This is a genomic window from Amycolatopsis sp. NBC_01286 (assembly GCF_035982555.1).
In the GTDB taxonomy this organism is placed as follows: domain Bacteria; phylum Actinomycetota; class Actinomycetes; order Mycobacteriales; family Pseudonocardiaceae; genus Amycolatopsis.
This window is the reverse complement of record NZ_CP108428.1, coordinates 149,947-162,006: the sequence shown is the minus strand read 5'-3', so window position 1 is coordinate 162,006 and position 12,060 is coordinate 149,947. Positions and strand designations below refer to the sequence as shown.

The window sequence follows — 12,060 nt, the reverse complement described above, 5'->3', positions numbered from 1 at the left end:
TAACAGAACGCGTGCTCCAAAACCATCGCGGTAGGCTGCGCCGGTGGAGATCTGGGTCAACCCGGCGTGCGCGAAGTGCCGGTCAGCGGTGTCGATGCTCGACGAAGCCGGCGCGGAGTACACCGTGCGCCGCTACCTCGACGACCCGCCGACCGCGAAGGAGCTGAAGGCCGTCCTGAAGCGGCTCGGCCTGGAGCCGTGGGACATCACGCGCACCACCGAGCCGGTCGCGAAGGAACTGGGCCTCAAGACATGGGGCCGCACCCCGGCCGACCGCACGCGCTGGATCGACGCCCTGGCCGCGCACCCGAAGCTGATCCAGCGCCCGATCATCACCGCGGACGACGGCACGACCGTCGTCGCCCGCACCCCCGAAGCGGTGCAGTCGGTCCTTTAAGGGATCGAGTCGGTCTTCGCCAGCAGCGGCACGTCGAGCGGCACCGTCTCCGGGTACTTGATCCCGGCGCCGGTGTTGAGCACGACGACGTCTTCGTCGCCTTCGAGCCAGCCGGACTCGCGAAGGTGCCGCAACGCGGCGAAGCACGCTCCGCCCTCAGGGCAGACGAAGGTGCCCTCGCGCTCGGAGAGTTCCCGTTGCGCCGCAAGCAGTTCCTCGTCGGTGACGGCCACCGCGGTCCCGCCGGTCGCGTAGACGGCGTCGAGCACGAGGAAGTCGCCCAGGGCCTTGGGCACGGTGATGCCGAACGCGACGGTCCGCGCGTCCGGGAACGGCACGCTCTCCCGGTCACCGCGTGAGAACGCTTCGATGATCGGGGCGCACCCGGTGGCCTGCACCGCGACCAGCTTGGGCAGCGCGCCCGTGACCCAGCCGAGTTGACGCATTTCCAGCAGCGCCTTGTAGATCCCGATGATCCCGACGCCGCCGCCGGTCGGGTACAGGATCACGTCGGGCAGCCGCCAGCCGAACTGCTCGGCGATCTCGTAGCCCATCGTCTTCTTGCCCTCGATGCGGTACGGCTCCTTCAGCGTCGAGACCTCCTGCACGTCCGGACGCCGCCGGACCGCCGCGGCGACGAGCTTCCCCGCGTCGCCGATGAGCCCGTCCACCCGGTACAGCTCGGCGCCGGCCGCGACGCACTCGCGCATGGTGATCGACGGCGCGTCGTCCGGCATCGCGATCAAGCTCGTCAGCCCGGCGCGGGCCGCGTACAACGCCCACGCCGCGCCCGCGTTGCCGTTCGTCGGCATCGCGATCCCGCGCACCCCCAGCTCGGCCGCCCGCGAGACGCCGACCGCGGCGCCCCGCGCCTTGAACGAGCCGGTCGGCACCAGGCCTTCGTCCTTCATCCACAGCCGGGACAGGCCCAGCTCACGGCCGTAGCGCGGCAGGCGCAGCAACGGCGTCATGCCCTCGCCGAGGCTGACGACGTGCTCGGCCGACCGCACCGGCAGCACCTCGTGGTAGCGCCACAGCGTCGGCTCGCGCCCGGAGATCTCCTTCGGCGACACGGCTTCGCGGACGCCGTCGAGGTCGTAGCGCGCGAGCAGCGGCGCGCCGGCCGGGGACACGCCCTGGACGACGTCGGCGTCGAGGCGCTCGCCGGTCCGGGAGCATTCGAGGTGGCTGAGGAACGAGTACGGCACGGTGCCTCCGGTCAGAAGCGTCTGAAGCGTCAGAAGCGGCGGGTGAACGGCTTCGGCGCGCGCATCCGGATCAGCAGCAGGAGCGGCACCAGGACGTAGGGCAGGTTGAACGCGAGGAACTTCACCGGGTTGCCGGTGCGTGTGGCCGGGTCACCGAAGAACTCGACGCCGAACACGACGACCCCGGTGAGGGTGACGATCATCGTCGCGTAGACCACCGCGGGCAGCTGGATCCAGTTCTTGCCGCCGAGCAGCGCGAACACGAGCACGACGTAGAACGGCATGTAGACGAACGCCGAGAGCCCGGTGACGATCCGCATCCAGTCCGGCGGGTGCATGAACAGCGGGTCCGCGTCGTGGGCGTACCACCAGTTCGAGTTGACGAAGAAGTTGTCCGACGGCTGTGAGAAGTCGACGCCCACGGTCGGCAGCAGATCACTGATCAGCGAGGTGATCGTGAAGGCCGAGAACAGCACCGCGAAGAAGATGTCGATCTTCCGGTCCCGCAGCGGCAGGTTCATGTGATCGATCCTAGGTCTTATGGTGAGGACATGGACGCGCTGCGGGTCTGCCTGTACGTCTTCGCCGGGGTGACGCTCGGCACGTGGCTGCTGTCGGTGCTGACCAGGGAGTACTCCTGGGTCGACCGGATCTGGTCGATCGTTCCGGTGGCCTACCTGGGGATCTTCGCCGGCGCCGCCGGGTTCGCCGACGCCCGTCTGGACGTGATGTTCGCGCTGGTCCTGGCGTGGGGCGTCCGGCTGACGTTCAACTTCGCCCGGAAGGGTGGTTACGCCCGCGGCGGCGAGGACTACCGGTGGGCGGTGCTGCGCGAGAAGCTCGCGCCCTGGCAGTTCCAGGTGTTCAACTTCTTCTTCATCTCGCTCTACCAGAACGCGATCCTGCTGCTGATCACGCTGCCCGCGATGACGGCGCTGGACCACCAGGGCGCGTTCGGGGTGTGGGACGTCGTCGTCGCGGTGATCTTCGCGGCGTTCCTGGTCGGGGAGACGGTCGCCGACCAGCAGCAGTGGACGTTCCACCACGAGAAGCACGCGGGCCGGGCGGCGACGCGCTTCCGCCAGGACGGCCTGTTCCGCTACTCGCGGCACCCGAACTTCTTCTTCGAGCAGGCCCAGTGGTGGGTGATCGCGGCGTTCGGCGTGGTCGCGGCGGGTCTCACGTGGACGGTGCTGGGCGCGGTCCTGCTGACGCTGCTGTTCGTGGGGTCGACGAAGTTCACCGAGAGCATCACGCTGGGGCGCTACCCGGAGTACGCGGACTACCAGCGCCGCACGTCCGCGGTGGTGCCGTGGCCGCCCAAGCGCGAGCGGGTCCGCGGGTGACGACGTCGGTCGTCGCCGCGCTCCAGACCGGGGCCGTGGGCCTCGAGGGGCTGCTGAGCCGGGAGGACGAGATCCGCGCGTCGGGCGCGGCGCTGGTGGTGCTGCCGGAAGCCGTCCTCGGCGGCTACCCGCGCGGGGAGCCGTTCGCGGACTACTTCCGCGCGTCGGTGACCGTGCCCGGGCCGGAGACCAGGGCGCTGGCGGGACTGTCGGCGCGGACCGGCGCGAGCCTGGCCGTCGGCGTGATCGAGCGGGACGGCTCGACGCTGTACAGCACGGTCGTGTTCCTCGACCCGTCGCTCGGGCTGGTGGGCAAGCACCGCAAGCTGGTCCCGACCGCGCGCGAACGCCTGGTCTGGGGCCGCGGCGACGGCTCGACCCTGCCGGCGATCCCGACGGCGGCGGGTCTCGCGGGCGCGGCGATCTGCTGGGAGAACCACATGCCGCTGCTGCGCGCGGCGATGTACGCGAAGGGCGTCGAGCTGTGGTGCGCCCCGACGGCCGACGACCGCGACGTCTGGCAGGCCTCGATGCGCCACATCGCCGACGAGGGCCGCTGTTTCGTGATTTCGGCGTGCCTGTACGGGGAGTCGGGCGACGACCCGTTCCGCGGCGGCAGCGTGATCGTCGGCCCGACGGGCGACGTCCTGGCCGGTCCACTGAGGACCGGAGAAGGCCTGATCACGGCGGAGATCGACCTCGAGGACGTCGTGACGGCCCGCCACAGCCTCGACGTCTCGGGCCACTACGCGCGGCCGGACGTCTTCGCGCTGTCGGTGGACGAGCGACCGCGGGACGGCGTCACCTTCCTGCGGTGACGCCGTCCCACCGGGCTCACACCGCTACCCGGCCGCCGTCCACCGGGAGCACCGCGCCGTGGACGAAGCTCGAGCCCTCCGCCGCCAGGAAGGCGATCGCCGACGCGATCTCCTCCGGGGACGCCGCCCGGCCCGCCGGCGCCGCCGACGCCAGCTGGTCCAGGGCGTCGCCCATCGCGGCCGTGCCCTCGGTGCGGGTCGGGCCGGGGCTGACCGCGTTCACGCGGACCCCGGACGGGCCGAACTCCGCCGCCCACGCCTTCGTCAGCAGCTCCAGCGAAGCCTTCGACGCGCCGTAGAGCGCCATGCCCGCCAGGCCGATCTTCGCGACCATCGTGGACACGTTGACGATCGAACCGTGCCCGCGCTCGGCCATCTCCGGGGCCAGCTCGGCCACCAGGAAGAACGCCGCCTTCACGTTGGTCGCGAAGACGCCGTCGAACTCCTCCTCCGTCGCGGATCCGGTGGGGCCGAAGGGAAAGACCCCGGCGTTGTTCACCAGCACGTCCACCTGCCCGCCCACCTCCCGCGCCCGCGCCGCCAAGGCCCGCGCCGACGCGGCGTCCGTCAGATCGGCCGCGACGAAGTCGGCCTTGCCGCCCGCCGCGCGGATGCGCTCGACGACCTCGGCACCGCGCGTGGCGTCCCGGCCCGACAGCACGACGTGGGCGCCGAGCCCGGCCAGCGCGACCGCCGTCGCCCGGCCGATCCCGCTGGTTCCGCCGGTCACCAGCGCCGTGGTGCCGGACAGTTGTGCAGTCATGGTCTCGTCTCCTGCTCTCGTTCGGGTGATTCCCCGGGTTCAAGCGGGAGCGGCCGCGCGGCCTTCCGGATCGGCGTTCGGCAGTGCTTATGGCGGCTATCGGCCGGTTCGATGCCCGGCGTCTTCCAGGGCCGCCACGAACTTCCCGAGGTCGCGCCGGTGCGACGCGGCGGGCCAGACCGCCCAGGTGCGCCGGACGATCGGGTGCCCCGCCAGCGGCACCCACGTCACCGTCTCCGGCAGCGGGTACGGCCACTCCGGCGGCGCCAGCGCGAACGCGCCGCCGGCCGCGACCGCCGGCAGCTTCAGCTCGACGATCAGGGTCCGCTCCGCCGGGACGTCCGGCCCGAGGTCGAGGCCGTGGCTGCGCAGGATCGCGGTCAGCTCGTCGAACCACGCCGGGCTGCCCGACCGTGCGAAGCCGAACCAGTCCAGCCCGGCCAGTGCCTCCAGCCGGACCGGCTCACCCAGCTTCTCCGCCAGGTCCGCGGCCAGCAGCACGCCCAGTTTCTCCGAGACGACCGGCACCGCGTCGAGGTCCGGGCCGGGCGGGCGCTCGCGCACCAGCCCGACGTCCAGCTCGCCGGCCCGCAGCGCGGCCACCTGCGCCGCGGTCGACAGGTGCCGGGCCCGCACGCGCGTGTCCGGGCAGGCGTCCGCCAACGCCGCGAGCGCCGTCGGCAGTAGCTCCGACGGCAGCTCCAGCGGGACGCCCACCCGCAGCACGCCGCCGCCGGCCGTGGTGTGGCGGGCGAGCGCGGCCAGGGCCTGGTCGTGCCGCGCCAGCACCGCGCGGGCCTCGGTCAGCAACGTCGTCCCGGCTTCGGTCGCCCGCACGCCGGTGCTGGCCCGCACCAGCAGCTGCACCCCGAGCCGCCGCTCGAGCGCGGTGATCGTCTGGGACAGCGCGGGCTGGCTGACGTGCAGCTCGCGTGCCGCCTTCGACAGCGTGCCGGCCTCGGCGACGGCGACGAACGCCCGCATCTCGCGCAGCTCCATCAGCGCGTCCAGGCGATCGGCAGTGACTTCAGCCCGTTCTGGAAGGTCGAGCGCAGCCGCACCGGCTCCCCGGCCGACGAGACCTCGCCCAGCAGGTCCAGCACCGCCGTGAACATCGCCCGCAGCTGCACCCGGGCCAGCTGCGCCCCGAGGCAGAAGTGCGGGCCGTGGCCGAAGGTCAGGTGGTCGTTGGGCGTGCGCGCGATGTCGAACGCGTCCGGATCGTCGAACACAGCCGGATCACGGTTGGCCGAGGAGAACCACACGACGACCTTGTCCCCGGCCCGGATGTCCACACCGGACAGACGGACGTCGGAAGTGGCCGTGCGCCTGAAGTTCATCACCGGCGACCACCACCGCAGCATCTCCTCCACCGCGGACGGCAGCAGCGACCGGTCGGCCAGCAGCCGCCGGTACTGCACCGGGTGCGACAGCAGCGCGGACATCCCGCCCGGCAGGCCGTTGCGCAGGGTTTCGTTGCCCGCCACGGAAAACAGCCAGAACAGGTTCTCGAACTCGGCCAGTGAGACGCGGCCGCCGTCGTCGCCGACGTGCCGCATCAGGGTGCTCATGACGTCGTCGCCCGGGTGCTCGCGCTTGTACTCGCCGAGGGCGTTCGCGTACGCGTAGAGGTCCGGCATCCCGGCGCGCGTGCGCGGGTCCGGCATCACGCCGTCCGGGCCCGGTGCCGGCCGGACGGCAAGGGCGGCCCGCGCCAGATCGGTCACCTCCGCCGGGTCGACCGTCGCGCTGACCGCGTACTCGGCGTCCTGGTAGCCGATCACGCGGTTGCTCCAGTCGTACATCAGCCGCCGGTCGCGCTCCGGCACGCCGAACACCGCGGCCAGCGTGCGCAGCGGCAGGTCCGCCGCGACCTTCGCGAAGTCGCACTCGCCCTGATCGGCGACGTCCGCGACGAGCTCCCGCGCCGACGTCTCGATCTGCTCGGTCAGCTTCGCGATCGCACGCGGGGTGAACGCCCTGGTCAGCAGCCCGCGCAGCCGGCCGTGCTCCGGCGGGTCCATGTTGAGCATCATCCGGCGCACGTACGCGAGGTCGGCCTCGGTGGCCGGATCCCGGATCTGCGTCCCGCCGAGCTGCGAGGAGAACAGCGCCGGGTCGCGCAGCACCGTGCGGACGTCGGCGTGGCCCAGCACGGCCCAGAAGTCGTCGACGCGCACCCCCGGCGTCTCCCGCCGCAGCCGCGCCAGCTCGTCGTACGGGACGCCCCGCACGTAGCCGTCCGGATCGGTGATCCCCACGCGCCCGACCCTAGCCCGGCGCCACGACGTAGGGGAGGCTGCTGCGATGGACACGCTGAACATGCGCACCGGCGGCGAGGGCGAACCGGCCATCCTCTTCCTGCACGGGCTCGGCGCGACCGGCGCCGTGTGGGCCCACCTGACCGAAGCGGTCCCGCGGCGCGTGCTGGTGCCCGACCTGCCCGGCCACGGCCTCTCGGCGCCCCTGCCGCACTACAGCTTCGAGACGCTCGCGGCCGCCGTCGCGCGGGCGCTGCCCGACAAGAATCCGCTGGTCGTCGCCGGGCACTCGCTCGGCGGGGTGCTCGCGCTCGAGCTCGCCTCTGGGAAGTACGACGTCGAGGTCACCGGGGTGCTGGCGCTGGGCGTGAAGGTCGAGTGGAGCCAGGACGACCTGGGGCGGGCGGCGTCGTTCGCCGTGCGGCCGCCGCGGGTGTTCGAGACCCAGGCCGACGCCGACCAGGCGTACCTGAAGGTCTCCGGGCTGCTCGGGATCGCGCCCGCCGACCCGGCCGGGCTCCGCGAGACGGAGGGAGGTTGGCGTCTCGCGATGGACCCGGCCGCGTTCGGCGTGGGCGCTCCGGACATGCCTGCCCTGCTCGCCGCGGCGCGGTGCCCGGTCGTGCTGGCGGCGGGCGAGCACGACCCGATGAGCCGCCCGGAGCAGCTGCGCGCCCTGGACCCCGACTCGGTCACCCTCGCCGGCCTGGGGCACAACGCCCACGTCGAGGACCCGGCCGCCGTGCGCGCGGTGCTGGAGCGCCTCGGCGTCTGAGGCCCGGGTGCAGCCGTCGTACCCCACGCGACGGCTGAACCGCGAACCCCTCGCCACCACCGGACCCGCACAGCCTAGAAAGGCTCGGTGGACGAACGGCTGTACTCGACCCGGATGCGCGGTAACCCCCTGTCACCTGCGGAAACAGGGATCTTCGCCGTTCGGTGGTACAGCGCAACCGGCACGTTGGCGATGCTGGAGGGGTACGTTCGGCGCGAGGGGCACGCGGGGAAGGACGCTTGTGGACGATGGCCTGCCGTTCGCCGGATGGCTGCGCGACGAGCGGGTGCGCGCCGGGCTGACCCAGGCGGAGCTCGCCGGACGCGCCGGGCTGAGCCTGCGCGCGATCCGCAACGCCGAGCGCGGCAGGGTCCGGCGGCCCCGGCCGGAGACCGAGCGGCGGCTGCGGGAAGCGCTGGCCGAGGCGCCGCCGGAGCCGGTGCGGATCGACGTGCTCGGGCCGCTGGCCGTCCGCTTCGGTGACCGTCCGGTCGAGATCGGCGCGGAGAAGCAGCGCCTGCTGCTCGCGCTGCTGGCCCTGCAGCCGAACCGGACCGTGCGGCGCGAGGACCTCGTCGACGTCATCTGGGACGAGCCGCCGCCGTCGTGCCTGGAGCTGGTCCACACCTACGTCGCGCGGCTGCGGCGGGCGCTGCGCCCGGCCGGTCTGATCACCACCGACAAGGGCGGCTACCGGCTGTCCGTCGGCGCGGACGAGCTCGACCTCCTGCGCTTCGACGCGCTGGTGGAGCGGGCCGAGCGGGAGCCCGAGGCGGCCGAAGAGGCCTACCGCGACGCGCTGGCGCTGTGGCGCGGCCCGGCGCTCGCCGACGTCGAACGGCTCCGTCAGCACCCGGTCCGGCTGGCGCTCGCGATGCGGCGGGCGCAGGCCGTGCTGGCCTACGCCGGAGCCGCGGCGGCCCACCCCGAGGACGCGGCCGTGCAGCTGCGGGCGCTGACCGCGGAGGAGCCGCTGAACGAGTCGGCGCACGCCCGGCTGATGCTGGCGCTGGCCGCGTCCGGGCGGCAGGCCGCCGCGCTGGGCGTCTTCGACGAGGTCCGGCGGCGCCTCGCCGACGAGCTGGGCATCGAACCCGGCCCGGAGCTGCGCGAGGCGCAGCGCCAGGTGCTGCGGCAGGACTTCGGCGCCCCCGAGCAGCCGGCCTCGGTGCCCGCGCAGCTACCCGCCGACGTCCACGGGTTCCGCGGCCGCACGGCCCAGCTCGGCGAGCTGGACGCGCTCCTGCGCCGCGGCGAGGCCGACACCGGCGCGCGCATCGCCGTGCTGTCCGGGACGGCGGGCGTCGGCAAGACGGCGCTGGCCGTGCGCTGGGCGCAGCGGGCGCGGGCGGAGTTCCCCGACGGTCAGCTGTACGTCGACCTGCGGGGGTACGGCACGGTCCGGCCGGTCGAGCCGGGCGACGCGCTGTCCGGCTTCCTGCGCGCCCTCGGCGTCGACGGCGCGGACATCCCCGCCGAGCCGGACGAGCGGGCCGCCAAGTTCCGCACGGTGCTCGACGGCCGGCGGATGGTGCTGCTGCTGGACAACGCCGGGTCGGTCGGCCAGGTCCGGCCGCTGCTGCCCGGCTCGCCGTCCTGCCTGGTCCTCGTGACCAGCCGGGACGCGCTGCCCGGGCTGGTCGCCCGCGACGGCGCCCGCCGCGTGCTCGTCGACCTGCTGACCGACACCGAGGCCCGGGACCTGCTGCGGACCCTGGTCGGCCGGCGCGTCGACGACGAACAGGCGGCCACCTCGGCGCTGATCGGCTACTCGGCCCGGCTGCCGCTGGCGTTGCGGCTGGTCGCGGAGCTGGCGCTGAGCCGCCCGGGGGAGCGGCTGGCGGCGCTGGAAGCCGAGCTGGCCGACGAACGGCGGCGGCTGGACCTGCTCGACGGCGGCGGTGACCCGCTGACGGCGGTCCGCGCGGTGTTCTCGTGGTCCTACCGGCACCTGGCGGCCGACGCCGCGCGGGTGTTCCGGCTCTGCGGCCTGCACCCGGGCCGCGACCTGACGCCCGCCGCGATCGCCGCGCTCGCGCGGCTCCCGCTGCCGGAGGCCGAGCGGCTGACCGGCTCGCTCGTGCGGGCCCACCTCGCGCAGGAGACCGGCCACGACCGCGTCCAGCTGCACGACCTGCTGCGCGTCTACGCCGCCGAGCTGGCGGCGGAGGAGCCGGGCGAGAGCCACGATGCCGAGGAGCGGCTGTTCGACTTCTACGTCCGGTCGGCCGCGCAGGCCATGGACGTCGTCCTGCCGCTGGAACGCCACCTGCGCCCGCAGGTGCCGGATCCCGACGTCAAGGTGCTCGACGCGCCGGCGTGGCTGGAGGCCGAGCGTCGCAACCTGCTGGCCGTCGCGGCGCACGCGACCCGGCACGGCCGGCCGGAGCACCTGCGGTTGCTGTCCGGGATCCTGTGGCACTACCTCGACGTCGGCGGGTACCACGAGGAATCGCTGGTGCTGCACACGCACGCGTCCGTGCTGGCCCAGGACTCCGGCGACCGGGCCGCCGAAGCGGACCCGCTGACGCTCATCGCGCTGGGCCACTGGCGGGTCGGCCGGTCCCGGGAAGCCGTGCGGTACCTGGAAGAAGCGCTCGTGATCGTCCGCGAGTCCGGCAACCGGGTGACGGAGATCCACGTGCTCAACACCCTCGGCCTGGCCTGCCGCGCGCTGGGCCGGTTCGCCGAGGGCATCGGCTACTCGACGGAAGCCTTGGCCCTGGCGCGAAAATCCGGCGATCAGACGAGCGAAGGCCTGGTCCTGGTGGTGCTCGGCTGCACGTGCCGCGGCATCGGCCGTTACGGCGAAGCGATCGGCTACCTGGGTGAAGCCCTGGACCTCGCGCGGGAGATCGCCGACCGCACGAGCGAGGGCTACGCGCTGGTGAACATCGGCGACGCGCTTTCGGCGCTAGGGCGCTACGACGAGGCCGTCGCCTCGATTTCGGCGGGGCTGGAGCACTTCCGCGCGATGGGCGTGCGCGTCAGCGAGGGGTACGCGCTGGGCATCCTCGGCGACATCGAGCACGCGCGCGGCCGGTACGCCGAGGCCGAGGCGTACCTGGAGCGGGCGCTGGAACTCGCGCAGGAGACCGGCAGTCCCACCAACCGCAGTGTCGCGCTCAAGCACCTGGGTGACGTCCGGCTCGGGCAAGACCGGCACGACGAAGCGGCCCAGCACCTCGAAGAGGCACTGGGCATCGCTCGTGAATGCGGGGATCTCGGTGTGCAGTCCCGCGTGCTGAACAGTCTCGGCTTCGTCGCCATCGCGCGTGGCCGCGACGACCAGGCGTTGACGTACCACCGCGAAGCCCTTGCGGCGGCCAAGGAAACGGGCTGCCTGCCGGAACAGGGCCGGGCCCACCGCGGGCTCGGCGACGTCCACTGTGGACTGAGTGACCCGGACGCCGCGCGCGAACACTGGGCCCGCGCCGCGGATTGTTACGCCGCGGAACGGGTTCCCGGCGCGATCCTGGTCCGGGAGCGGCTGGCCCGCGTCGCGGAGTAGTGCCGCTCTTCGGCGACCAGGTCGCCTTCGAGACGCTGGGCGTCGCGGTCGTAGACGTCCATGCTGCCGGCCAGCCGGTTCCGCGGGTACGGACGGCGGCGGTAAGCGTGATCCAGTGCCCAGACGAGGAGTCCGGCGGCGACGAGAACGGCGATGATCATGACGCTCCTCCCGGAGTTCGATGTGCTGTTGCCTTGTAGAACGCGTAATGGAACGTCCCGTATTCCCTTGTGGTGCGGTAAAGATCGGCTACACCGCGGTTCCACTCGGATGCCGTAGTGAGCCCCCGCGCGATGGCGTTCTCCTCGACGCCTTCGACCATCGCGATGAACGTGTCCCGGGTGAACCCGGCGACCAGGCCGGGCCGGGACGCGTCGACGTAGACGGTCCGGGGTTCGACGGCGACGTCGTCGAACCCCGCACCGGCGAGCAGCGGGTACAGGCGGCGGCCGAGGAGCGCGTCACCGCCGGCGTCGGCCTGCAGCCGGACGAGGCAGTCGATGGCGGCTTGGGCGTGATCACTGCGCGGATGGAAGAACGCCGAGCCGTGGTCGCCTTCGATCACCGTGATGGTGCCGCCCGGGCGGAGCAGGGTTTTCAGGTGCGCCAACGCTTTCCCGGGTTCGGGAAGGTGTTCGAGCACGAAGCAGACGAAGATGTGGTCGAAGGTCTCGTCGACGTCGAACAGGTCGGCCCGCCGCCAGTCGACGTCGGCGCCGACCTTCGCTTTCGCTTGCGCCAGGGACGCCGCCGAGACGTCGATCGCGGTCAGGTGCGCGCCCGGGCTGCGGGCGACGAGATGGCCGGTCTGGGCGCCGACGCCGCAGCCGACCTCCAGGACGCGGCTGCCCGCGGGGTAGGCCGTCCCGGCGTGCAGCAGCTCGGCCAGGGTGTCGGCCTGGTCGCCGAGGCGGCAGGCCTCGGGTTCGGCGTATCCGTGCACGTAACTGGTGTCCATGAACCCAGCGTGCTGCGACAATG

General features: G+C 73.0%; 12 protein-coding genes. 5 read left to right on the top strand and 7 right to left on the bottom strand.

The genetic code is table 11. The features are described 5' to 3' along the window. Positions 1 to 43 precede the first annotated feature (43 nt). On the top strand, positions 44 to 397 hold the full coding sequence (locus tag OG570_RS00710; RefSeq protein ID WP_247062431.1) for an arsenate reductase family protein: 354 nt from the start codon (positions 44 to 46) through the stop codon (positions 395 to 397). Here OG570_RS00710 and OG570_RS00705 read toward each other — a convergent pair. Beyond that, on the bottom strand, positions 394 to 1,605 hold the full coding sequence (locus tag OG570_RS00705; RefSeq protein ID WP_326955203.1) for a threonine synthase: 1,212 nt from the start codon (positions 1,603 to 1,605) through the stop codon (positions 394 to 396). The genes OG570_RS00710 and OG570_RS00705 overlap by 4 nt on opposite strands. Before the next feature lie 29 nt (positions 1,606 to 1,634). After that, positions 1,635 to 2,126 carry an EXPERA domain-containing protein gene (locus tag OG570_RS00700; RefSeq protein ID WP_326947208.1) on the bottom strand — a complete coding sequence of 164 codons (492 nt, stop codon included), beginning with the start codon at positions 2,124 to 2,126 and terminating at the stop codon, positions 1,635 to 1,637. A 30-nt stretch (positions 2,127 to 2,156) separates the two neighbouring features. On the opposite strand from OG570_RS00700, the gene OG570_RS00695 reads away from it, so the two are divergent. Then, positions 2,157 to 2,951: a DUF1295 domain-containing protein gene (locus OG570_RS00695; protein ID WP_326955202.1), complete on the top strand. Its 795-nt coding sequence runs from the start codon at positions 2,157 to 2,159 to the stop codon at positions 2,949 to 2,951. Then, a complete protein-coding gene (locus tag OG570_RS00690) occupies positions 2,948 to 3,769 on the top strand; it encodes a carbon-nitrogen hydrolase family protein (RefSeq protein ID WP_326955201.1) in 822 nt (273 codons plus the stop codon). The genes OG570_RS00695 and OG570_RS00690 overlap by 4 nt, the downstream gene beginning before the upstream one ends. Before the next feature lie 16 nt (positions 3,770 to 3,785). Here OG570_RS00690 and OG570_RS00685 read toward each other — a convergent pair whose 3' ends face one another. The 3 genes from OG570_RS00685 to OG570_RS00675 all read right to left on the bottom strand — a co-directional run bounded on the left by OG570_RS00685 (position 3,786) and on the right by OG570_RS00675 (position 6,793). Next, positions 3,786 to 4,532: an SDR family NAD(P)-dependent oxidoreductase gene (locus OG570_RS00685; protein WP_442788240.1), complete on the bottom strand. Its 747-nt coding sequence runs from the start codon at positions 4,530 to 4,532 to the stop codon at positions 3,786 to 3,788. Positions 4,533 to 4,628: 96 nt separating this feature from the next. Then, the gene (locus OG570_RS00680; RefSeq protein WP_326955200.1) at positions 4,629 to 5,531 is read right to left on the bottom strand and encodes a LysR family transcriptional regulator; all 903 of its coding nucleotides are present in this window, start codon (positions 5,529 to 5,531) and stop codon (positions 4,629 to 4,631) included. Next, entirely contained in the window at positions 5,531 to 6,793 is a 1,263-nt protein-coding gene (locus OG570_RS00675) for a cytochrome P450 (protein WP_326955199.1), read from the bottom strand. The genes OG570_RS00680 and OG570_RS00675 overlap by 1 nt, the downstream gene beginning before the upstream one ends. Before the next feature lie 46 nt (positions 6,794 to 6,839). Here OG570_RS00675 and OG570_RS00670 point away from each other — a divergent pair, with 46 nt between their 5' ends. Next, positions 6,840 to 7,568 (top strand): alpha/beta fold hydrolase, encoded by a 729-nt coding sequence (locus OG570_RS00670; protein ID WP_326955198.1) that lies wholly within the window; start codon positions 6,840 to 6,842, stop codon positions 7,566 to 7,568. 241 nt (positions 7,569 to 7,809) lie between these two features. Then, on the top strand, positions 7,810 to 11,079 hold the full coding sequence (locus OG570_RS00665; protein WP_326955197.1) for a tetratricopeptide repeat protein: 3,270 nt from the start codon (positions 7,810 to 7,812) through the stop codon (positions 11,077 to 11,079). Here the strand turns inward: OG570_RS00665 and OG570_RS00660 are convergent. Further along, a complete protein-coding gene (locus tag OG570_RS00660; protein ID WP_247062442.1) occupies positions 11,013 to 11,240 on the bottom strand; it encodes a hypothetical protein in 228 nt (75 codons plus the stop codon). The two genes, OG570_RS00665 and OG570_RS00660, sit on opposite strands and share 67 nt — an antisense overlap. Next, complete coding sequence (locus OG570_RS00655) at positions 11,237 to 12,037, bottom strand: methyltransferase (protein ID WP_326955196.1); 801 nt, start codon at positions 12,035 to 12,037, stop codon at positions 11,237 to 11,239. The genes OG570_RS00660 and OG570_RS00655 overlap by 4 nt, the downstream gene beginning before the upstream one ends. Positions 12,038 to 12,060 lie beyond the last annotated feature (23 nt).

Excerpts from the sequence above, each read along its gene's own strand:
- OG570_RS00700 (WP_326947208.1), bottom strand. The coding sequence starts at position 2,126 with ATGAACCTGCCGCTGCGGGACCGGAAGATCGACATCTTCTTCGCGGTG.
- OG570_RS00695 (WP_326955202.1), top strand. The coding sequence starts at position 2,157 with ATGGACGCGCTGCGGGTCTGCCTGTACGTCTTCGCCGGGGTGACGCTC.
- OG570_RS00685 (WP_442788240.1), bottom strand. The coding sequence starts at position 4,532 with ATGACTGCACAACTGTCCGGCACCACGGCGCTGGTGACCGGCGGAACC.
- OG570_RS00680 (WP_326955200.1), bottom strand. The coding sequence starts at position 5,531 with ATGGAGCTGCGCGAGATGCGGGCGTTCGTCGCCGTCGCCGAGGCCGGC.
- OG570_RS00670 (WP_326955198.1), top strand. The coding sequence starts at position 6,840 with ATGGACACGCTGAACATGCGCACCGGCGGCGAGGGCGAACCGGCCATC.
- OG570_RS00660 (WP_247062442.1), bottom strand. The coding sequence starts at position 11,240 with ATGATCATCGCCGTTCTCGTCGCCGCCGGACTCCTCGTCTGGGCACTG.
- OG570_RS00655 (WP_326955196.1), bottom strand. The coding sequence starts at position 12,037 with ATGGACACCAGTTACGTGCACGGATACGCCGAACCCGAGGCCTGCCGC.